General features: G+C 64.2%; 17 protein-coding genes. 9 read left to right on the top strand and 8 right to left on the bottom strand.

Annotated features, from left to right (window positions below):
• The first annotated feature begins 111 nt into the window (after positions 1–111).
• A complete protein-coding gene (gene secA, locus QP140_RS02885) occupies positions 112–2,706 on the top strand; it encodes a preprotein translocase subunit SecA (protein ID WP_284758027.1) in 2,595 nt (864 codons plus the stop codon).
• Positions 2,707–2,776: 70 nt separating this feature from the next.
• Here secA and QP140_RS02880 read toward each other — a convergent pair whose 3' ends face one another.
• Positions 2,777–3,556, bottom strand: coding sequence for a hypothetical protein (locus QP140_RS02880; protein ID WP_284758026.1), 780 nt, complete (start codon positions 3,554–3,556; stop codon positions 2,777–2,779).
• 114 nt (positions 3,557–3,670) lie between these two features.
• Here QP140_RS02880 and QP140_RS02875 point away from each other — a divergent pair, with 114 nt between their 5' ends.
• Together QP140_RS02875 and QP140_RS02870 are read left to right on the top strand one after the other, a co-directional pair.
• Complete coding sequence (locus tag QP140_RS02875; protein WP_070761479.1) at positions 3,671–4,081, top strand: HAD family hydrolase; 411 nt, start codon at positions 3,671–3,673, stop codon at positions 4,079–4,081.
• A gap of 1 nt (position 4,082) precedes the next feature.
• Complete coding sequence (locus QP140_RS02870; protein ID WP_284758024.1) at positions 4,083–4,601, top strand: DUF6912 family protein; 519 nt, start codon at positions 4,083–4,085, stop codon at positions 4,599–4,601.
• Between the two features lie 130 nt (positions 4,602–4,731).
• Here the strand turns inward: QP140_RS02870 and rsgA are convergent, their stop codons facing one another.
• Together rsgA and aroA are read right to left on the bottom strand one after the other, a co-directional pair.
• On the bottom strand, positions 4,732–5,742 hold the full coding sequence (gene rsgA, locus QP140_RS02865) for a ribosome small subunit-dependent GTPase A (RefSeq protein ID WP_070761475.1): 1,011 nt from the start codon (positions 5,740–5,742) through the stop codon (positions 4,732–4,734).
• Between the two features lie 3 nt (positions 5,743–5,745).
• On the bottom strand, positions 5,746–7,125 hold the full coding sequence (aroA, locus tag QP140_RS02860; protein ID WP_284758022.1) for a 3-phosphoshikimate 1-carboxyvinyltransferase: 1,380 nt from the start codon (positions 7,123–7,125) through the stop codon (positions 5,746–5,748).
• 37 nt (positions 7,126–7,162) lie between these two features.
• Here aroA and QP140_RS02855 point away from each other — a divergent pair, with 37 nt between their 5' ends.
• Positions 7,163–7,861, top strand: a complete 699-nt coding sequence (locus QP140_RS02855) for an SOS response-associated peptidase (protein WP_284758020.1) — start codon at positions 7,163–7,165, stop codon at positions 7,859–7,861.
• A gap of 270 nt (positions 7,862–8,131) precedes the next feature.
• On the opposite strand, the gene QP140_RS02850 is transcribed toward QP140_RS02855, so the two are convergent.
• A complete protein-coding gene (locus tag QP140_RS02850; RefSeq protein ID WP_284758019.1) occupies positions 8,132–14,236 on the bottom strand; it encodes a G5 domain-containing protein in 6,105 nt (2,034 codons plus the stop codon).
• 369 nt (positions 14,237–14,605) lie between these two features.
• Here QP140_RS02850 and QP140_RS02845 point away from each other — a divergent pair, with 369 nt between their 5' ends.
• Together QP140_RS02845 and rsrA are read left to right on the top strand one after the other, a co-directional pair.
• Entirely contained in the window at positions 14,606–15,238 is a 633-nt protein-coding gene (locus QP140_RS02845) for a sigma-70 family RNA polymerase sigma factor (RefSeq protein ID WP_070761648.1), read from the top strand.
• Between the two features lie 12 nt (positions 15,239–15,250).
• Entirely contained in the window at positions 15,251–15,535 is a 285-nt protein-coding gene (gene rsrA / locus QP140_RS02840; protein WP_284758018.1) for a mycothiol system anti-sigma-R factor, read from the top strand.
• A 72-nt stretch (positions 15,536–15,607) separates the two neighbouring features.
• Here the strand turns inward: rsrA and QP140_RS10400 are convergent, their stop codons facing one another.
• Together QP140_RS10400 and QP140_RS02835 are read right to left on the bottom strand one after the other, a co-directional pair.
• Positions 15,608–15,682: a 50S ribosomal protein bL37 gene (locus QP140_RS10400; protein WP_012359748.1), complete on the bottom strand. Its 75-nt coding sequence runs from the start codon at positions 15,680–15,682 to the stop codon at positions 15,608–15,610.
• A gap of 134 nt (positions 15,683–15,816) precedes the next feature.
• The gene (locus QP140_RS02835) at positions 15,817–16,077 is read right to left on the bottom strand and encodes a WhiB family transcriptional regulator (RefSeq protein ID WP_148812280.1); all 261 of its coding nucleotides are present in this window, start codon (positions 16,075–16,077) and stop codon (positions 15,817–15,819) included.
• A 661-nt stretch (positions 16,078–16,738) separates the two neighbouring features.
• On the opposite strand from QP140_RS02835, the gene QP140_RS02830 reads away from it, so the two are divergent.
• Positions 16,739–17,152 (top strand): hypothetical protein, encoded by a 414-nt coding sequence (locus QP140_RS02830; RefSeq protein WP_070758715.1) that lies wholly within the window; start codon positions 16,739–16,741, stop codon positions 17,150–17,152.
• Here the strand turns inward: QP140_RS02830 and QP140_RS02825 are convergent.
• Both QP140_RS02825 and QP140_RS02820 read right to left on the bottom strand, forming a co-directional pair.
• A complete protein-coding gene (locus QP140_RS02825) occupies positions 17,149–18,435 on the bottom strand; it encodes an Rv3212 family protein (RefSeq protein ID WP_284758016.1) in 1,287 nt (428 codons plus the stop codon). The genes QP140_RS02830 and QP140_RS02825 overlap by 4 nt on opposite strands.
• On the bottom strand, positions 18,435–19,913 hold the full coding sequence (locus QP140_RS02820) for a DEAD/DEAH box helicase (RefSeq protein WP_284758014.1): 1,479 nt from the start codon (positions 19,911–19,913) through the stop codon (positions 18,435–18,437). Before QP140_RS02820 ends, QP140_RS02825 begins: the two co-directional genes overlap by 1 nt.
• 103 nt (positions 19,914–20,016) lie before the next feature.
• Here QP140_RS02820 and QP140_RS02815 point away from each other — a divergent pair, with 103 nt between their 5' ends.
• Entirely contained in the window at positions 20,017–20,250 is a 234-nt protein-coding gene (locus tag QP140_RS02815; protein WP_070761653.1) for a DUF3107 domain-containing protein, read from the top strand.
• Positions 20,251–20,281: 31 nt separating this feature from the next.
• Entirely contained in the window at positions 20,282–21,286 is a 1,005-nt protein-coding gene (locus tag QP140_RS02810; protein ID WP_284758011.1) for a DUF3152 domain-containing protein, read from the top strand.

Raw genomic sequence — 21,286 nt, 5'->3', positions numbered from 1 at the left:
ATGTGTTGCCGTCAGCCCCATCGAACAGAGTAGAATGATGGGCTGATCATGCGTCGAAGCTAAACAACGAACGTACGAGACGTAGAAAACGTAGAAAAGGACGAGCAGGTCGTGCTAGGACTATCCAAGATTTTGCGCTGGGGCGAGGGTCGTGCCGTCAAGCGGCTCGACAAAATTGCCGATCAGGTTCTCGAGCTAGAGGACGAGTACTCGGCACTCAGCGACGAGGATCTCCGGGCGAAGACGGATGAGTTCAAGAAGCGCCTCGAGGACGGCGAGAAGCTCGACGACATCCTGCTCGAGGCCTTCGCCACCGCCCGTGAGGCCTCCTGGCGCGTGCTCGGCCAGAAGCACTACAAGGTGCAGGTCATGGGCGGTGCCGCGCTGCACTTCGGCTACGTGGCGGAGATGAAGACCGGTGAGGGTAAGACCCTGACCTGTGTGCTTCCCGCTTACCTCAACGCCCTCGAGGGCAAGGGCGTCCACGTCGTCACCGTGAACGACTACCTGGCAAAGCGTGACTCCGAGTGGATGGGCCGCGTCCACCACTTCCTTGGGCTGAGCACCAACGTGATCCTCTCCGAGAAGCGTCCGGCGGAGCGTCGCGAGGCTTATAACGCGGACATCACCTACGGCACGAACAACGAGTTCGGCTTCGACTACCTGCGCGACAACATGGCGCACTCCCTCGACGACCTGGTGCAGCGTGGCCACCACTACGCCATCGTCGACGAGATCGACTCCATTCTTATCGACGAGGCCCGCACCCCACTGATCATTTCCGGTCCGGTGGAGGGCTCCTCCCAGTGGTTCACCGCGTTCGCGCGCATCGCGCCGCGCCTGACCCGCGACATCCACTACGAGGTCGACGAGCGGAAGAAGACCATCGGCGTGAAGGAGGAGGGCGTCGAGTTCGTCGAAAATCAGCTCGGCATCGATAACCTCTACGCCCCGGAGCACTCCCAGCTGGTCAGCTACCTGAACAACGCCATCAAGGCCAAGGAGCTGTTCATCCGGGATAAGGACTACATCGTCCGCGACGGCGAGGTCATGATCGTCGACGAGTTCACCGGCCGCATCCTGGACGGGCGCCGCTACAACGAGGGCATCCACCAGGCCATCGAGGCCAAGGAGAACGTGGAGATCAAGAACGAGAACCAGACTCTCGCGACGATCACCCTGCAGAACTACTTCCGCCTCTACGACAAGCTGTCCGGCATGACCGGTACCGCGGAGACCGAGGCTGCGGAGCTGAAGCAGACCTACAAGCTGGATGTGGCCCCGATCCCGACGAACCGCGAGAACCAGCGCGTCGACAACGTGGACCTGATCTACAAGACGCAGGAGGCGAAGTTTGAGGCAGCTGCCGAGGACATCGCCGAGCGCGTGGAGAAGGGCCAGCCGGTGCTGGTCGGTACCACCTCCGTGGAGCGTTCCGAGTACCTGTCGAAGCTGCTGCAGCGACGCGGCATTAAGCACAACGTGCTGAACGCGAAGTACCACGAGCAGGAGGCGGAGATCGTCGCCCGCGCTGGTCTGCCGGGTGCGGTGACCGTCGCGACGAACATGGCCGGCCGCGGTACGGACATCGTGCTGGGCGGTAACCCGGACATCATTGCCGACCAGGATCTGCGTGAGCGCGGTTTCGACCCGGTGGAGGACCCGGAGGCCTACCAGGAGGCCTGGGATGAGGAGATCATCAAGGCCCGCGAGAGGTCCAAGAAGCAGGCTGAGGAGGTCCGCGAGGCCGGTGGCCTCTACGTGCTGGGCACGGAGCGCCACGAGTCCCGCCGCATCGATAACCAGCTGCGTGGCCGTTCCGCGCGTCAGGGTGACCCGGGCGAGACCCGTTTCTACCTCTCCATGCGCGACGACCTGATCACCCGTTTCGTGGGCCAGTCGATGGAGGCGATGATGACTCGCCTGAATATCCCGGATCACGAGGCGATCGACTCGAAGATGGTCACCAACGCCATCAAGGGTGCGCAGTCCCAGGTGGAGGCCGCGAACCTTGAGATGCGTAAGAACGTCCTGAAGTACGACGAGGTCATGAACGAGCAGCGCAAGGTGATCTACGCCGAGCGCCGCCAGATCCTCGAGGGCGAGGACGTGCAGCGTCAGATCCGCGGGATGCTGGAGGACACGATCACCGCGTACGTCACCGCGGCGACCGCCGAGGGCTACGTGGAGGACTGGGACCTGGACGAGCTGTGGCAGGCACTGCAGTCGCTATACGGCCCGACGATGAGCTACGAGTCCCTGATCTCCGGCAGCGAGTACGGCAAGCCGGGCGAGCTGAGCTCCTCCCAGCTGCTGGAGGCCGTTCTGGCGGACGCGAACGCGCAGTACGACAAGCTGGAGGACGCGGTCATCGAGATGGGCGGCGAGGAGCAGATGCGCGGCATGGAGCGCGGCGTGCTGCTGAACGTCGTGGACCAGAAGTGGCGCGAGCACCTCTACGAGATGGACTACCTCAAGGAGGGCATCGGCCTGCGCGCGATGGCGCAGCGCGACCCGCTGGTGGAGTACCAGCGCGAGGGTGGAGACATGTTCAACCGCATGAAGGAGGGCATCCGCGAAGAGACGATCCGTCAGCTCTTCCTGGTGCGCACCCAGCTCGCCCAGGCGGGAGCCTTCCAGGTGGAGGACCCGGCAGAGAGCGACGGCGACGAGAACGCCAAGCCGGAGCACACCATCGGCGGCTAGTCAGGCAGCGGCTAGGTTGGCCGCCCGGGTCGGCGGTCGGCTGGTCGGTGGCCAGCTCGTCGGCGGCTAGCTAGATCAGGTGGATGTGTTCCACCCGCCACAGGCCGGCACGGAGCTCGCCCCGCGAACGTTGCGGGGAACGGGTACCGTGCCGGCCTTCGCCGTCGTCGAGGAAGCCCGCGATGGCGCGCACGCGACCGTCGTAGAACGCGGAGGCGGAGAAGCGGATCTGCCCGAAGCGGGTTTTCTGGGCGTGCACCCGCAGCAGCCGGGCACCACCCGTGGCGAGGCTGGTGGCGCGGCGGAGGTCCTCGATCACGGCCGGGGAGTAGGGCCCGCGCCGCAGGCTCATCGGGGCGCGGCGGCCTTCCCTCGCCTCCAACCACAGGACGATCCAGCGGCTCAGCGTCGCTAGGTCCACAGTGCCCTGCGGGCTGCTGTTCGAGCTGTCTGCCGGTGCCTGCTCCGGGGACGACGCCACCGGCACGGTTGCCGGGAGGGCTCCAGGTTCCCGGTGGTTCTTCTTCGTGCCTGCCTCTACCGGCCCAGCTCCCGCCGACCCTCTCGCCGCAGTCGGCCCAGGCACCGCCGCTGGAGCTGCGCTGAGGAAGCGGCCCGCTGGCCCCTCCGCCCGCAGCCCCGCGGGGATGCGCAGGAAGTTATAGCCCGGCTTCGGTGTGGACGCCAGCGGCGGGATCTTCTTCGGCTTCCTCCCAGGCGTTTTTACTCCGGCCAGCTGTACCCCGCCACCATGCCGCTCACCTCGAGTGGTGTCACCTCGCGCGGCCCTGTGTGTCGCGCTGGTTTCAGCCCCGCGGCTACCCGGTTTGGTCAGTGTTGGGCTCGTCATCTTTCCCCCTTGTCCCCATGCTGCCTCCCGCGCATCCCCCGATGCGCGCAGCCTGTGCGCCTCAGCGTAGCCGAGTGCTGCGCGCCGGTAGTGGAAAATGGCAGAATATAGGGCATGCGAGGACTAGTTGTTGACCATAATGGTGTGCTCGATGGAGCCGAAGAAGACCGCCGCCGCTGGCGCAAGCTGCTGAGCGCTGTCCGCGAGGAGGGGCTGGCCGTGGCCATCGTCTCCAACGCGCCGGATGACGCCTCCTCCGACCCGATCCGTCAGTGGGAGAAGGACGGCTACGTGGACACCGTCGTCCTTTCCGGCGAGGTCGGCGTCGAGAAGCCGGACGAGAAGATCTTCCAGGAGGTCGCGAACCGCCTGGAGCTGCCCGTGAACGACCTGGTGCTGGTGGATGATTCCATCATCAACGTCAAGGGCGCGGTGGAGGCCGGCATGATCGGCGTGTACTACCAGCAGTTCGACCGGATGATCGTCGAGGTGCAGAATATCTTCGAGCTGGAGGGTGAGTTCTAGGATGCGCGTTTTCATCCCAGCGACCCACTCGATGCTCGCGGATTTCGCCCGCGACCAGGTGCTTCCGATCCGTTCCGGGGTGGTGTTCGGGCTGACCCAGGCGGTGCGTGATTTCTACACCTCCGGGGATGACGAGGAGCTGGAGTACACGGCTTTCCTGGATGCCGCGCGTGCGTCGTTGCGGCTGTTGGCGACGGAGGACGCCTCCGGTGCCGACGAGAAGTTCCCGAACCGCAGGGTCGTCTTGGCTGCGGATATTCCGGACACCAACCTCACCGCCGATCCGACTGGCGGGGATTCCGTGCTGCGTGTGGACCCTGCTCAGCTGGAGCTGACGCAGCTGCGCGCGATCCACACCGATGACGAAGACGCGGAAGCGGCCACGAAGCGGGCCAAGGAGTGCATCGATGATGCGGACCTAGGGGATGAGGACGCGGAACTCGCGCTGGGGGACTGCGAGGATAACCTCATGAGCTGGTACGACAGCAAGGAGCTGGGGGTGCTCGTCGACCTGATGTAGCGGGAGGCTACTGAAAGGTACGGGAGCTACTGAAGCTACGCGGCAAGCCACAGCCCGCGTGCGCCGCCAATTCGGCGGCCCGCGCGGGCTTATTTGTGTCTATGGCCTTGCCTGGGCCTGGGCTATGTGGCTATTCCGTCTCGAAGGGGAGCTCCCACTCGTTGTTGCTGCGCAGCGCGGTCAGCAGGCGGCGCACCGCGGCGGCCCGGCGCCCGGAGGCGCCCTCCAGGGTGTCGAGCGCGCACTCCGGGTCCGCTGGCGGGCCCAGGTGCGTGCAGCCGCGGGGGCAGTCCTGCACGACCTCCCGGAGGTCGTCGAAGACCTGCACCACGGTGTCCGGGTCCACGTGGGCCAGCCCGAAGCTGCGGATGCCTGGGGTGTCGATGATCCAGCCGCCACCGGGAAGGGGCAGGGCGACGGACTGGGTGGAGGTGTGGCGGCCCTTGCCGACCCCGGAGACGTCCCCGGTTTCCCGGTCGGCGTCCGGAACCAGCCGGTTGACCATCGTGGACTTACCCACACCGGAGTGGCCGATCAGGGCGGAGACCTCGCCGGTGATGACCTCGGTGAGCTCTGCCAGCTCGTTGCTGGTGCCGGTGTAGTGCACGGGCACGTCCAGTTCCCGGAATTCGGCGGCGAAGGCCTCCGGGTCTTCCAGGTCGGTCTTCGTCAGGCACAGCACGGGCTGCAGGCCACCGACGAAGGCGGCGATCAGGGCGCGCTCCACGAACCCGGCCCGCGGTGGTGGGTCGGCGACGGCGGTGACGATCAGCAGGTTCTTCGCATTCGCGACGACGATGCGCTCGTAGGGGTCGGTGTCGTCCGCGGTGCGGCGCAGCACGGTGTCGCGCTCGGCCTGGCGGACGATGCGGGCCAGCGTGTCCTTCCGCCCGGAGGTATCGCCCACCACGCCGACGCGGTCGCCGACGACGATGGGGGTGCGCCCCATCTCCCGGGCGAGCATGCAGGTGACTTCCACGCCGGTCTCGTCGAGAACCACGCCCCAACGCCCCCGGTCGCGGGAGATCACCATGCCCCACTTGGCGTCCTTGTGCTTGGGGCGTTGCTTGGTGCGGGGCCGCGATCCCCGGCGGTTGGGGCGCACGCGGACGTCGGACTCATCCCACTGGTAGCGTGCCATCGCTTAAGCCTCCCCGGTGCCGCTGGCAGCGGTGGTGTCGGTGCCGTCCAGCATCTGGGCCCACATGTGTTCGAAGCCGGGCATGGTCTTGGCGGTGGTGGCGATGTCCTCGACTTCCACGCCGGGGACCAGCAGGCCGATGATGGCGCCGGCGGTGGCCATCCGGTGGTCGGCGTAGGAGCGCCAGCGGGCACCGGCCAGGGGGACGGGGGTGATGTGCAGGCCGTCTTCGGTTTCGGCGACGTTCCCACCGAGCGCGTTGATCTCCGCGGCGAGGGCGTGGAGGCGGTCGGTTTCGTGTCCGCGCAGGTGCGCGATACCCCGCAGTCGGGTCTCGGTGGTGGCCAGGGCGGCCAGGGCTGCGACGGTGGGGGTGAGTTCACCGATGTCGCCCATGTCCCAGTCCACCCCCTGCAGGGGGCTGGTGGCGCTGGCGGTCAGGGTGCCGTCTGCCAGGGTGACGGTCGCTCCCATGGCTTCGAGGATGGGGCGGATCTGGTCGCCTGGTTGGGTGGTTGTGGCAGGCCAGTGCGGGATGCTCACCGCGCCCTTGGTCAGCGTGCCCGCGGCGAGGAAGGGCGTGGCGTTGGAGAGGTCCGGTTCGATCACCCAGTCCACGGCCTTGATGGGGCCGGGGTGGACCGTCCAGGTCGGGTTGCCGGTGGTGTCCTCCGTCCCTGTTTCGACGACGACGCCCGCCTGGGCGAGCATGTCGATTGTCATGTCGATGTGGGGCTTGCTGGGCACGGAGGTGCCGGTGTGGACGATGCGCACGCCGTCGGCGAAGCGGGCGCCGACCAGCAGCAGCCCGGAGACGAACTGGCTGGAGCCGGAGGCGTCGATGCGGACCTGGCCGCCGGCTGGGGCAGCGTCGCCCGTGGTGGGGAGGACGGTGAAGGGCAGGGTGCTGGTCTCCGCGTTGGGCTCGGTGGCGTCCGTGCCCTCGCCGATCCCGGCGCCGAGGCCGCGGATGGAGTCCAGGGTCTGGTCCATGGGGCGGCGGCGTGCCTGGGGGTCGCCGTCGAAGCTGACGGGGGCGGTGGCGAGTGCCGCGATGGGCGGGACGAAGCGCATGACGGTGCCCGCAAGGCCACAGTCGATGTGCCCGCCGGTGAACTGGGTGGGCGGGGTGATGCGCACGGTGGCAGCCGCACCCTCGGAGCTCAAGATCTCTACACCCACCCCGAGGGTGCGCAGCGCGTCGAGCATGAGGTTCGTGTCGCGGCTGATGAGGGTGTTGGTGATGGTGGCCGGCCCGTCGGCGAGCGCTGCGAGGACGAGCGCGCGGTTGGTGATGGACTTGGAACCGGGAACGGGCACCGTCGCTGTGACGGGGCCAGATGCGGTGGGGGCGGGCCAGGCGGGGTGGGTGCTAGTCGACATGGCTCTAGTCTCTCATCTTTTGGGGATAATGGGTCCCATGTGTGGCCGTTATGTCCTTTACAGTACGCCCGAGCAGCTCGTGGACGCCGTGCGGCGCCGGACCGGGCAGCAGCGGGTCGCGATGGTCGGGGAGGGGCTGCGGGAGAACTACAACATCGCGCCCACCCACACGGTGCCGGTGCTGCGGCCGTTCCGTGGCGTACCGACGCTCGGGCCGGCGGTGTGGGGTTATCCGCCGAAGACGGTCTTCAACGCGCGCGGGGAGACCGCCTTCGATAAGCCAACCTTCGCCAGCTCGGAGCCGTGCGTGTTCATCATGGACGGCTGGTACGAGTGGCCCGCCGACGAGGATCCCGCGCCGGGGGATCGGCGGAAGCAGCCGTGGTTCACGCACGCGGGTGGTGAACCGATCTTCATCGCCGGGTTGTGCAAGGCGGTGGATGGGGTGGTGTACGCGACGATGGTGACCACGGCGGCCACCCCGGAGCTGGAGTGGCTGCATCACCGGATGCCGCGGGTGCTGGTGCCGGGCGAGGGGAGTGGCGCCGATGGCGGCGTGACTCGCGGGGACGGCGCGGCCGATGAGGTGCGCCGCTGGCTCGAAGGTGACGAGGCGACGTTGCGCGCGATGGCTGAGGCAGCTCCTCAGCACGGGTTGGGTGGCCTGGTGAGCGAGAAGGCGGATAAGGCGGTCGGCAACGTGGCTAATAATGGGCCGCAGTTGATCGGCCGGTAGCTCGACGCGTGGGGTTTGAGGGGTGGGGTGAGGACGGGGCTTGCCTGCCCGGAGTTAGCGGCGGGGAACAGGGGGAGTGGTTGGTGCAGGGGCAGAGAGCGTCCGTGTCGCTGGGGTCGGGTTGTGCCGTGTGGTTGCTTAGGTAGTGCGGGTGTGGGTGGGAATGCGGAAGCGGCGGGAGCCGCGGGGTGTTCCCCGCGGCTCCCGCCGCTTCTATGTCGGGTCAGTGTTGAGGTGTGGTGGCCTCAACGCTGACCCGGGGTGCGCTGTTTAGTACAGGCGCTTGCGCAGAGTCATCAGCGCGGTGCCGATGAGGATCAGCAGTGCTGCGATCCCTGCTGGCATGGCGATGCTTGCGCCGGTGCGTGCCAGTGCGGACTGGCTGCTGGACTCGGCCTGCTCTGGCTGGCTGCCCTGCTGGGCAGAGCTGCCGGAGCTACCGGCGGAGCCGGAGGAACCGGAGCTGCCACCCGAGTTACCCGGAGCAGCTGGCTGCTCGCTCGGCTTCTCGGACTCGCCTGGCTCCTTGTCGCCCGGCTTGTTCGGCTCGGACGGCTTACCTGGCTTCTCGTCGCCCGGCTTGTTCGGCTTGGACGGCTTCTTGTCGCCTGGCTTGCTTGGCTCACCCGGCTTGTTGTCGCCCGGGGTGCCACCACCTGGCTTGTCGCCCGGCTCCGAAGGATCGTTTGGCTTTGGATCCTTCGGGTTCTCTGGGTCCTTCGGATCCTGAGGGGTCTGGCCGCCAGGGTTGTCGCCCGGGGTCTGGCCGCCTGGGTTGTCGCCCCCAGGGTTGTCACCTGGGTTGTCGCCGCCAGGGTTGTCGCCAGGGCCCTCGCCTGGGTTGTCGCCCGGATCCTCACCTGGGTTGTCACCCGGGTTCTCGCAGTCGCACTTGGTGCCCACGCGGATCTTACGATCCTGCTTTTCCTGCGTCACCGTCTCGGAAGTCTCTGGCTCGCCTACCGGCTGGCCGTCGACGAGCTTCCAGGTCTTGGAAACTTCCTTCTCACCGAGCACGCCAGCCTGATCCTCTTCAATCTTGCCGGCTTCGAGGTTCGGGTCGTACTCGATGATGGTCTCGTACGGAATCACCTCGGTGTGCTTGTCCGTGAGCTCGGTCTCAATGCCCTTAGCTGGGCCGACCTCGATGATGCGCGGGGAAGGCTTGCTGATCTCCTTAGAAGACTCCTGCTTGCTCACCTCGCCGTTATCAACGGTCACCTTGACGGTGTGCTTGACCTCGCCAGGGGTGCCCTCCTGGATAACCTTGGTCTCGCCTGGCTGCAGAGCCGGGTTCACGCGGATCTCGGTCTCATACGGGGTCTTTTCAATCCACTCGACATCCGTGGAAACAGCCTCGGTCTTGGTGCCCACGCGGATGATCTGGTTCTTCGGCTCCTTGGTGCGCTCCGAAGTGATCTTCGGCTCGCCAACGAGCTTGCCATCCTTAAACTCCTGCGTGGAGGTGATGGTCTCCTCACCATTCTCACCCGGGGTGATCGCCGTTTGACCTGCCGGGAGGTCGGGGTCAGTGATAATGGTCGTCTCGAACGGGATGACCCGCTTCTCAGTACCAGTGACCGTCTGATCCTCAGGCGTCGGACCGTACTCGATGATCTCGTCAACCGGATCCTTGGTCTGGCTCTCCTCCGCCTTTACCTCGGCGTTATTACCCACAGCGGTGAAGTCAGCAGTGTAGGTCTTCTCACCAGGCACGCCCTTCTGGAAGACCTTGATCTCACCCGGCTTCAGCTCCGAGTTCGGGCGGGTCACAACATTGAACGGAACCTGGGCAGTCCAGGTGACCTTTGAAGACGCCTCGGACGGCTTGGTGCCGACCTTGATGACCTGATCGACCGGCTGCTTGGTGATCTCCTCAGAGATCTGCGGATCGCCCGGCTTGGAGTTGACGATGTCGCGCGTGATCGTCACAGTCTTCTCGCCCGGCTCACCCTTGGTGGTCACCTTGGACTCGCCGGCAGGCAGTGTCGGATCGAACTCGATCTTCACGCCGAACGGAACCTCAGACTTAACGGTCTCAGTGTTGGTACCAGTGGTCTTGGTGCCGATGCGGATCTTGGCATTCTTCGGTGGCTTGGTCTGCTCGATGTTGATGCTCGGCTCGCCGTCCGGCCTGCCGTCCTTGATCTTCTGGGTAGAAGTGATGGTCTGTTCACCCGGCTCGCCAACAACCTCGGTGACCGACTCGCCAGCCGCGAGCGTGTCGTCGTAGACGTACTCAATCTCGAACGGGACCTCTTGGGTCTTCGTGCTGGTCAGCGTCTGATCCTCGATACCCGGTCCATAGTGGATGATGCGGGTCTGCGGTTCCTTGGCCACCTTCTCCTCGCTCACCCAGGCATCGTCGCCCTTGGCGGTGAACTTGGCGGTGTAAGTCCGCTCGCCGTTTACACCTTCCTGGATGACCTTGGTCTCACCCGGCTTGAGCGTCGGGTCAGCCTTGATCTCAGTCGGGTATGGGATCGGGAACGTCCACGTGACTTCCTTGGCGCTCTCGGCAGGCTTGGTACCGATGATGACGACCTCGTTGACCGGATCCATCGGCTTGCCAGTTGCTGGATCGACGACGCGCTCCCACTTGCCGTCCTTGTTCATCTTCTCCTTGCCCGGCTCGCCCTTGGTTTCTACCTTGTACTCGCCAGCAGGGATGGTGTTGTCGTATTTGTACTCGACCTTGAACGGAGCTTCACGGGTTGGAACGTCAACAACGTTTACGACAGCGTAAGCGGTATCGGTAGAGCCGTCCTCGTAGGTCACGGTAACCGGGATCTTGACCTGGGCACCTGGCTTCGCATCCGCGGGTGCGGTTGCGGTGACCTGGCCATTGTCGTCAATGCTGACGTTCCAGCCGGTAGGAACATCGCCCAACTTGTATGGGTTTTCCTTCGCGACGTTGACGTTCTCCGGCTTGTCGAGATCCAGCGGTAGCTTGGCGGACCCGCCCGGGTACACCGTCTCCTCAGGATACGTCGGGTTAGCCTCCCATTTGTTGGTCAGCTTGACCACGGTGCCAACAGGGACCTCATCAATCGAGCCGTCAGGGTAATTGACGGAGACGTGGTACTTGCGCCTATCGCCGGGCTTAGCGTTTGCCGGCGGGGTCACTGAAACTTCGCCGGTGGCGGGATCGATCTTGTACTTCCATCCGTCAACGGTGTCTTCAGTTTTCGGCTTGTCGCCGTCCATGCCGAAGGAGAAGGTCGAACCATCCGGAATGTTATTCCGATTGACGTTTCGCTTCACCTCTTCGCCCGGGGCCGCATCCTGAACGGAGTAGGAAGGCTCATATACATCATTCTGCGACTCCCTCACTTTGAACGGCGCCAAGACAGTGTCCTGAGAACCGTCGAGGTAGGTCACGGTCACAGGCACCTGGATGCCGTCGCCGGCCTTGGCCGTCTTCGGCGGTGTAGCCGTGACGATACCGGCCTCGTCAATAGTGACAGTCCAGCCGTCGACGGTCTCCGGCACGGAGTAGCGCTTCGACGGCTCTGTAGCCAGATCACGCTCAGGAATCTTCGTATCTTCCGTGATGGAGGAGGCGACACCCTCGCCTGGCTTGGTGGTCTTCTGCTCATATTTCGGTTCATAAATCTGACGCTGCGCGCCCTGTGCCACCACAGTAGCGATGGTGAAGTCCTTCGACCCATCCTTGTAGGTCACACGAACTGGAATATCCGCAGACGAGCCCGGAAGAACGTTCTTACCAATTGGCGTGGTGATCTCACCGGTTTCCGGATCGATCTTCACCTGGTCCCAGGTGAGGTTACGCGGCGGCGCAATGTAGTCCGGGTCCTTCGGGTCGGTCACGAGGGAGAAGCGTGGCTCCGAGTCGTCGCTCAGATTCTTGCGGTCAACCTGGCTTGTCACCGTGGTTCCGATCTTGCCGTTTACCGTCGGGTAGGTTGGTTGGTTGATTCGCGAGTACGAACCGACAACAGTGAAGTCTGCTGGTACCTCAGCCGTGGAGCCATCCGGGTAGATGACATGTACTGGGATGGAGACAGCCTCACCGTTCGGAATGTTCGAATCCGGGGTTGCTGTAACAGTACCGCTTTCGTCGATACTGAACTCCCAGCCCTTCGGCCAGGTCTTCCTATCAGGCAGCTTGAACTTGGCTAGCTTCGGGTCAGGCAGCAGGCTCTGGAAATCGGAAGTAACCGAGTCCCCTGCCTTGGTCAGCTTCGGCAGGTAGTGCGCGGTATCCTCACCCGACTTGTTACCGATCACACTGATGGCGCCGGTGGTGATTTGCGGGTTTGCGCCGGTGGCATAATGCACCTTCACCGGCACGGTCAGCTGCGCACCCGGGAAAACATCATCCGGGATAGTGGTGGATAGGACACCGGTGTTCTCATCAATCTTGATAGTCCACTCACCGGCCTTGTACTCGGTGGTGCCATCCTCGAAGGTGTAGCGGTTCGGCTCTTCGTCCGTTTCCTTGCCGCCCTGACCCACCGGAGGCATGACTGGCTGGAGCGATACCTCTTCACCAACCTGGCCAGAGACTGCGGCGTAGTCCGGCACCTTCACACTGTTGATAACCTGGAAGGTAGTCTTGACAGTATCGGTCGTACCATCAGGGTAGATAGCCTTGATCTCGGGTGTGATCGTGGAGAAGTTCGGTGCACCCACAGGCGAGGTCGCGGTAACCTTGCCGTTTTCATCCACGGTGACCTTCCAACCGTCAGGAACGGTGCCCTCGACCACCTCATAGGACTTTGGCTGGACCGGGTCGCGATCCTCAAAGGAGGGTTCCACAGTCAGCTGAGCGTCCATGCCTTGACCCGGAATGCCCGTGGTGGTTCCAGGGCTGACCAGCGTAGTGACCTGGGTGTTGTTGGGGTCCACAACAACGAGCAGAGGAATGACGTCCCGGGAGCCGTTAGAGTAGGTCACAATGATGCGAGGCTGCGCAAAGGTGCCCGGGTTTGGGTTCTTCGGTGCAGTGACGGTGACCTCGTAGGTGTCGCGATCCAGTTTGGCGTCCCAGCCTGAGTATACGAACTGCTTATCCAGCTTGACCTCGGCTTCAACGCCACCGTCCTCACGCTTTTTTACCAGATTGGCGATCTTGTCACCGGCTTGCGGGAACTTGATAACCTGGCGCTCCGTGATAACAGGTCCGTTCGGGCCCTCTACACCGGAGATGATGGCCTGCTGGGCAGGGTCATACTTGGGGTCGTGGAATTGGGTGTCGTCGAAGCTCCACTGGTGGTTGGCAATAACGTTCGCCTGGTTGTAGCGGGTCAGCGAGTTGGAGCTGTCGAAGACCCCGCCGCCGCCAAAGGCGTTGTTGCGAGCAGCAGCCTGCAACTGGTCAACGGTACGCGGCTTAGCAAGCACGCTAAAACGCATACCCTGCTGGTCGCTCAGGTCCGTACCCTTGTACGCCGGCATGGTGTAGAAGATCTCGCCGGTGTCCTGGTCAATGCTTACGCTCGACGTGCCACCACCAGAAGCGTCGGTGTCACTCGTGCCGATGAAGTTGCCCTGCGCGTCGTAAGCCTCCACGACCATGCGGGACAGGGAATCGTCCGTGCCGCCGTTCTGCACCTTGGGAACGTTGATCTTGCCGACCTTGAGCTTCTCGCCGGGCCTAATGACCAGCTTCTCCCGATTCTCCCACGACACCGTGATCGGGTTACATTCAATATTCTCGCTCGGCCACGGGTTTACAGTAGCGCTGAATTCCGAGCTGGAACCTTGTGTGGCTTGCAGCACACCCGAAGGATTGTCCTTCTTGTAATTGCCCTGCCAGGCGTAGCGCACGGGATTGTCGGCAGTGGCCGAAGCGAACTGCTTGACTTTCTCATCGGTCAGTTCTGCGTAGAGATTCAGGTTTCGTTGTGTGCGAAAAGCAGTAATGTCAATGCTTTCGTCGGCCTTGTCAGTGACGCTCTTGTCAAGGAAGATCTGGCCAGCCTCCATGGAAGGCACTTCGCCGGTATTCAAGTAGTCGCCAAGGTTCGCGCCATTGGTGAAGTACCAATCGGCGAATGTGCGGTCCTTCGAGTTATCAAAGGAGACGCTTAAGCCCCACAAGGTCTTGTCGGGGCTGGTCTCACTCGGCTCCAGGGTGTTCCAGCTGAAACCAGCCTGGCTACCATCCGGTTTGTTTGTCGCTGTAACAACACACGACCCGGCCGGCAGGTCGGACGCCTGCTGGGCATCCTTCTCCACCGCGCCGGACTTGTCGCGGATGCCACCGCTGAGGGTGGCAGCGGTGGCCTCAGGCGTGAGATCACCGTGAGAGAAGATGCTGAGCGAACCCAGCGCGAGAGTGATGGCGGACAGTGCAGCAACGCCAGTGCGTGCGTGACGCCGCGGAACCCTGTTCTGAGAGGAGTTCATTCCCCGGTCCTTCCTTAAAAACTGAGATGTCTCGGTGCATCCGAAGCGTGGAAACGCACAGTCGGGTCTATCTAAGGCCAAAACTGCATCCGCAGCGTGGAAACGCTTGCGGTGCAAAATCCCCTTAGAGTGCAGCAAAAATTATACTCCCCTCAGGGTGAGCAAACAATCGGGATTGTGTAGCAAAGCCCCTAAAAGTGCAGCTCGGGCGGTGTTCTTAGTCACACGAAGGGGTGCAGGCCCTGGAGCACTGGCTTAGGCAACCTTAAAGGGGCCGTTAAGGGTTGGACCGCAGCGGAGCACTCGTTGCGCGGGGAATAGAATGGTTCCACACCACGTTGCAAGAATTGACCCAGCAGAGAGGAGAACATGAGTTCCCCCACCCCCCAGCGCGCCGCCACACTGCGCACCGAGGAGCCCGACGAGGAGCTGCTCGCCCGCTTTGAAAGCGACGCGCTACCGCTGCTGGACCAGCTGTACGGTGCGGCGTTGCGGATGACTCGCAACCCCGCCGATGCGCAGGACCTCGTGCAGGATGCGTACATCAAGGCCTTCCAAGCCTTCCGGTCCTTCAAGCCCGGCACCAACCTCAAAGCCTGGCTATACCGCATCCTCACGAACACTTACATCAACGAGTACCGCAAACAGCAGCGCCGACCCTATGAATCCTCCGCGGAGGACATGACCGACTGGCAACAGGCCGACGCGATGTCCCATACCCCGGACGGCCTCGCCTCCGCGGAAATCGAGGCGCTCAAACGAATCCCGGACCAGCGCATCATCGACGCACTGATGGATATCAGCGAGGACTACCGCATGGTGGTCTACTACGCGGACGTCGAAGGCTTCGCCTATAAGGAGATCGCGGAGATTCTCGACGTCCCCATCGGCACCGTCATGAGCCGCCTCCACCGGGGCAGGAAGGCGCTGCGCAAGAAACTGAAGGACGTCGCCGCGGAGCACGGCATCGGCGTCGAAGAAGAAATCAAGGCGAAGGGATAGGCGAGAAGCACAATGAGTGACAACGTTGAGCCGAATGCAGGAACCCCTCGGCGCGACATCGAATGCCGCGACCTCGTGGACGTCCTCTACGAATATGTGGACGGCGGATGTGATGAGAGCCTCCGAGCCCAGTTGCAGGAACACCTCGACAACTGTCCTAGCTGCGTGGAGAAACTCGGCGTGGAACGCGAAATCCGCCAACTGCTACGGGTTCGCTGCACCCAAGCCGCGCCAGTGGAGCTGCGTAGCCGCATCACCAGCCAGCTGAGGGTGGTCTACCGCGCATCCCCGGGATAGGGGATGAGAAAACGGGCCCGGGAGTTTCCTCCCGGACCCGTTCAGCGACACCCCAGCGCGGGGTGATCGGCATTATGCGTTTGGACGCTTGCCGTGGTTCGCCTTGTTCTTGCGACGGTCCTTGCGCTTACGGCCACGCTTGCTCATGAATTCTCCTTAAAGCATGTGCACCAGCGCTCCCAGGGGAGTAGCCGGCGCAGCGATCGGGCAATGAAATTATTTAACCGCTATAGTCTATCCGCCCAGCAGTGGGCAGCGGAAATCAGGGGCAGCGGGAACTATTAAGCGTTCGCGCGGGCGCGGGTGCGAGCGCGGTTGTTGCGGCGCTTGAGCACGCGACGCTCGTCCTCAGACATGCCGCCCCACACACCGGCGTCCTGGCCGGAGCTGATTGCCCACGCGAGGCAATCCGTGGTCACTGGGCAACGGTTGCACACCAGCTTCGCCTTCGCGGTCTGGGCGAGAGCCGGGCCGGAGTTACCGACTGGGAAAAACAGCTCGGGGTCTTCCTGGCGGCATACAGCCTTGTGGCGCCAATCCATGATCAAGTCCTTTCATGCCTATCGGGCGGTCGTAGTGGTCCGGCACGCCACGGGGGTGGCCTGGCGGGGTTTTCTGCCAGCAGGGAACCGGCAGAAAGGTTAACGGGCGGTTAACTGCGAATCTTTGGGGCATCCCAATGGTTGCTGGCTTCGGCTGCCTGTGGGTGGCCAGTGCGCGGGGCCGATGGTGTCGTCGATGGCGCTCCAGGGAAGGAGCGAGCACGGCCTCGCGGCGCCTTGGCGCAACGCAGTGGGATGCGAAGAATCGCGGGTAAGGGCAGGTCGGGCGGTGTGGAACGAACATGGGTGCCAGGAAAGTGGCACTGCGATACCCGCGCTATGGCATGACTGAAATGTCACAACATAAACGTGAGTAGGCTGTTGTTCCCCCACCGCCTTCGCGGTTACATCAAGGAGTATGGCATGTATTTCCCAGGTTGCCTAGAGTTAACCCAGAAAATGTGTCCAAGCTCACACTGTTTCGATTTGGGTAATGGCTTCAGGTGACGTAGGGACCCTTTATTCGTCTGGTCGGTTTGTCTGGTTGGCACGCTGTGGCTGCGCGGGACGGCCTGCTTCACGCCGGCGCTTCACTAAAGCTTCCAGGAAGGCGGAGCAGCCAGAAATGGGAAGCAAGCCCGCTAAGGCTAGACTCATCGGCATGAGCTCCCCGAAGAACTACTCCAAGCCACCCACAGTGATCCAATACGCCGGCATCTACGGCCTGATCCAGGGCCTCATCGGCATCGCCTTCGGCATCTTCCTCGTCGTCCGCGAAGCCCAAGGCTTCCACGACCCCACCGCGAAAATCAGCGGCTACGGCACCGCCCTGTGGTTCTTCTTCATCTTCGGGGCCGTCGCCGTCTGTGGCTACTTCCTCTACCGCGGACGGTCCTGGGGACGCGGCCCGGTGGTCATGCTGCAGATCTGCCTCGTTCCCGTGGCTTATTACATGTTCCGTTCCGGACGTCCCGAGCTGGCCGTTCCCACCACGCTGGTCCTGATCCTTGGGCTCGCACTGCTGTTCAACCCGACCGCCATCAACTGGTGGACGATGGACCACTACCGCGACTAAGAGCCGAGCACCACGAGCTCGTCACCGCGCTGCTCCACCACGACGTCACCGCTGACCCGCAGGTGTACTGGCGAACCAGCGGCGAGGCCATCCCGGCGGACCGAGAGTGTCCGCTCCTTCTTCTTGTGCTCCGTGTCGTAGACCTGAATGCCACCCTCGACCGGAACCAGCAGCCGGTCAGCCATATTTGCACCTGCGCCCAGCGCGCCGCGCACCGTGAACTCCGGGGCCAGGTGTGTCGGGTGGAAACCCACCACCGAGTCGCCCGTCCACCAGGTCATATTGTGCGGCAGGTCCGCCGTGACCGGCAGCACCGGGCCGTCCTGATCGGAGCTAGCAAGCACCGGGGCGGCAGGCATCGGGTGGTGGCTGACCTCGCCGGAATCGCTCGCCACAATCAGCTGTGGCTTCCCATCGCCGCGGGCGCCCTTCGGCGCGTACACCGCCGCGTGGTGCTGCGCGATCGCCACCAACTGCCCATCCCTGGGCACGTAGAAGGTGTGGAGATCCTCCGGGACGTCCGAGCGCTCCGGCTTGGTCTTGAGTAACCGCAGCAGCATCTTGTCCTCACCCTCGCAGTGCTGGGTCGTCGCCAGCAGCTCGGTGCGGGTCAGGGCAGAGGTAAACGGGCAGTCTGCGTAGCGCTGCTCCTCCTTCTTCACCGGGGTTTCCTGGCGGCCCACCTCCGTGGTGCGCACCAGGTCGCTGCGCCACAGCTCCACCCGGTGCGGGGAGACGATACCCGTGGAGTCATTCGAACGCAGCGCCGTGGCGGAATCCTCCGCCAGGGCCGAGCGGGTATGGGCGTACTCGCCGGTACCAGCGGTCAGGCTCACCACGTCCCCGCAGCCCTTCGGTCCACGATAAACCGCGACGATCCGCTCGTTGCTGAAGGTCACATCGCACAGCGGCAGTCCCCGGTCGTAGGTCCACGCCACCTCACCAGAGCGGAGGTCATGCATGGACAGCACATCGTCCTCGGCGGTGAGCACACCACCGGCAAGCAGGATCGGGGCGAGCGTCTGTGGGGAGGAGCCCCGCCACAGCTCCCGGAGCTTTGTTGGCGCGGCCTCAGCCGCCGCCGGGGCGGAAAGAGTGGAGACCTGGGTGCGCTCCACCCGGCGGGCGTCCGAACCCCACCAGCTGGCGGCCAGCACCACCACGAGAACCAAGGCGATCGCGCCCACCGCGAGGAAATCCTTGCGAGAGGCCCGCTCCGGGCGGGGCCAGCGGTGCTGCTGAGATGTGGGTGGGGCGGGCTGGGCAGGGGAGTGGGGCGCCATTAGTGCTGTGCCCCACCATTCCCGCCGCGCGGGCGACCACCACGGCCGCGGCCATACGCACTCTGGGCGCGACCGCGAGTCTCGTGACCGCGGCCGCGACCACCCTGGCCGCGAGAGCCCGCCCTCTGGCCGCGCTCACCGCGACCGCCACGGGAACGCCGAGCCGGTGCCGTCGCCGCCGCAGAACCAGCAACCCGACGATTCGGTCCCACCCGGTCACCCAGCTCCTCATCCGTGGGCAGCCCCAGGACCTCCAGCAGCTCAGGGGACTGGGAGAACCACTGCGGGGGATTCTCCAAACCCAAGCCCAACGCCTCACTGATGTGGTCCCACCGGGGCACTTCATCCCAACCGACCAGCGTGATCGCGGTGCCGTCCTTGCCAGCGCGCGCCGTGCGACCAATCCGGTGCACATACGTCCGCTCGTCCTCCGGGACCTGGTAGTTGACCACATGGGTGACATCCGTGACGTCGATGCCACGGGCAGCCACGTCCGTGGCCACCATGACGTCCACCGCACCATCCCGGAACAACTGCAGAGACTGCTCGCGGTCCGCCTGGCGCATATCCCCATGAACCGCGCCGACCCTAAAGCCCCACGCGGCCAGGTCCTCTGCGACCATCGCGGCCTGGCGCTTCGTCGGGGTAAATACGATCGTCCGGCCCCGGCCCGGGCTTTGCAGAATCCGGGAAAGCGTAGACATCCGGTCCAACTTGTGGGACTGGAACGCGATCTGGGTCACCCGCTCGTGCGTATCCGCCGCGGCCGTGGAATCCGCCTGAATCATCACCGGCTGCTTCATGAACTGCCGCGACAAGCTCAGGATCGGCCCCGGCATCGTCGCGGAAAACAGCATCGTCTGCCGGTCCGTGCTGGTCAGCGACATAATCTGCCGAATATCATCCAGGAATCCCTGGTCCAGCATCTCATCGGCCTCGTCCAGCACCAGCACCTCCACCCCGGACAGCTCCAGCTCACCGCGGCGGTGCAGATCTAGCAGGCGGCCCGGCGTGCCCACCACCACGTCCGTGCCCCGGCTCAATGCCCGAATCTGCTGGTTGAAGCCCACCCCGCCATAGATCGGAGTGACCGTCACCCGGTGCTTCGTTGACGGAATCACGAGGTTCGCCGCAGCCAGCGTGAGGTCCTCCGCCACCTGCAGGCACAGCTCGCGGGTGGGAACCACCACGAGGCCGCGGACGCTGCCATCGAGTTCGGTGATGCCGGCGTCGTCGAAAATCCGGTCCAACAACGGCACGCCGAAACCCAACGTCTTACCCATTCCCGTGCGGGCCTGACCGATCAGATCATCGCCCCGCAACGCGATCGGCAGGGTTAGTTCCTGGATCGCAAACGCCGTGGGCATACCCGCCTGCTCCAAAGCCTCGGCGATCTCGGCTGCCACCCCCAAGGAACGGAACGTGGGCCCAGGGGCAGCCCCCGAGTGATCATCGGAGGGGAGATGGGGCGCTGGCACGGTCGGAACCTCCCTAAAACAAGGCAGTACTATGATGGTCACATTAGCGCACCGACCAGTGCGCCAGATCTTTCAAGAACCAACGGACGGAGATCGAGAAAGCATGCAACTGAAGATCGGCTTCATCAACTCCCAGCGCGAGCTCGCCATCGACCTCGACAAGAACGAGGTCAAGCAGGCAGAACTCGTCGAGGAGCTGCAGAACTTCCTGACCGACGGCACCGCCACCACCACCGTGGTCGAGGACGCCCGCGGCACCAAGACCGTCCTGCTGCGCGAGCAGATCGCCTACATCCAGGTCGGCGCCGAGAAGCCACGCTCCGTGGGCTTCATCTGATCCGTTAAAGGGCAGATAGAAGTTGAGCGAGGTGAGTAACCCCCAAGGCACGGGTAGCGAGAACACGCAGGACGGGCCGCGTCACCAGCGTGCGCGCCGCGAGGAATTTGCGCTGCCCGCGCCCGAACACGCCCACACCCCGCCCCGGATCGACCGGCAGTCTCAGGGGCAGGGGCCTCACTGGCTCAACTTCAGCGACCCCCGCGTCCGCATCGGGATCGTCGCGGTCCTCGCGCTGGTCAGCGTGCTCGTCCTCGTCGACGCCCTCCGTGGGGCAGGGGAGGACGCCGCCACCGACGTGGCAGCCACCAGTAACAGCGACGACCCAGCCGAGGGCGCTGCCGGACCCGTCCCAGGTTCCGGTTACGGTGACCTGCCGACCGGACAGCTCCCACCCGGCGGACCGGTGACCGAGAACAGCAGCGGCAACTTCCGCACCGTCGGCGCCCCAGGTCCGAAGGTCGGCGACGGGAAACTCTTCACCTACACCGTCGAGGTCGAGGACACGATCAACACCGCCGCCTTCGGCGGGGACGACGCCTTCGCCGCGACGGTGGACGCGATCCTGTCCGACCCGCGCGGCTGGACCGGGCGCGGGAAGTTCGCCTTCCAGCACGTCGCAGCCGGGGAACTACCGGAGGGTAAGGAACCCGACCTGCGGATCCAACTGGCCTCCCAGAACCACACCCACGAGGTCTGCGGCAACACCTTCAAGCTGGAGACCAGCTGCTTCTACTCCGACGGCAACCGGGTCGTCATCAACGAATCCCGCTGGATTCGTGGCGCGATCCCGTTCCAGGGGGACCTCGGGGCCTACCGGCAGTACGTCATTAACCACGAGGTCGGCCACGGCATCGGATTCGCCGCACACCAGCCCTGCCCGAAGGACGGGCAGCTCGCGCCGATCATGATGCAGCAGACCTTGAGCGTGGATAACCGCGTCCTCCGGGAGATCAGCGACGAGGACATCTACGAGGAAAGCGACTCCACCTGCCGTGCGAACCCGTGGCCCTACCCGGTTGCGGAAGAACAATAA

The sequence above is a fragment of the Corynebacterium sp. UMB9976 genome, from assembly GCF_030212265.1.
Lineage (GTDB): Bacteria > Actinomycetota > Actinomycetes > Mycobacteriales > Mycobacteriaceae > Corynebacterium.
Note: the sequence above shows the minus strand (reverse complement) of the source record. Positions and strands in the feature narration are given on the sequence as shown.

Bases quoted from the DNA above. Each gene is read 5' to 3' on its own strand.
- QP140_RS02815 (WP_070761653.1), top strand. From the start codon at position 20,017: ATGCAACTGAAGATCGGCTTCATCAACTCCCAGCGCGAGCTCGCCATC.
- QP140_RS02880 (WP_284758026.1), bottom strand. From the start codon at position 3,556: ATGACGAGCCCAACACTGACCAAACCGGGTAGCCGCGGGGCTGAAACC.
- QP140_RS02830 (WP_070758715.1), top strand. From the start codon at position 16,739: ATGAGCTCCCCGAAGAACTACTCCAAGCCACCCACAGTGATCCAATAC.
- rsgA (WP_070761475.1), bottom strand. From the start codon at position 5,742: ATGGCACGCTACCAGTGGGATGAGTCCGACGTCCGCGTGCGCCCCAAC.
- QP140_RS02855 (WP_284758020.1), top strand. From the start codon at position 7,163: ATGTGTGGCCGTTATGTCCTTTACAGTACGCCCGAGCAGCTCGTGGAC.
- QP140_RS02825 (WP_284758016.1), bottom strand. From the start codon at position 18,435: ATGGCGCCCCACTCCCCTGCCCAGCCCGCCCCACCCACATCTCAGCAG.
- QP140_RS02875 (WP_070761479.1), top strand. From the start codon at position 3,671: ATGCGAGGACTAGTTGTTGACCATAATGGTGTGCTCGATGGAGCCGAA.
- QP140_RS02870 (WP_284758024.1), top strand. From the start codon at position 4,083: ATGCGCGTTTTCATCCCAGCGACCCACTCGATGCTCGCGGATTTCGCC.
- QP140_RS02835 (WP_148812280.1), bottom strand. From the start codon at position 16,077: ATGGATTGGCGCCACAAGGCTGTATGCCGCCAGGAAGACCCCGAGCTG.
- rsrA (WP_284758018.1), top strand. From the start codon at position 15,251: ATGAGTGACAACGTTGAGCCGAATGCAGGAACCCCTCGGCGCGACATC.
- aroA (WP_284758022.1), bottom strand. From the start codon at position 7,125: ATGTCGACTAGCACCCACCCCGCCTGGCCCGCCCCCACCGCATCTGGC.
- QP140_RS02850 (WP_284758019.1), bottom strand. From the start codon at position 14,236: ATGAACTCCTCTCAGAACAGGGTTCCGCGGCGTCACGCACGCACTGGC.
- QP140_RS02845 (WP_070761648.1), top strand. From the start codon at position 14,606: ATGAGTTCCCCCACCCCCCAGCGCGCCGCCACACTGCGCACCGAGGAG.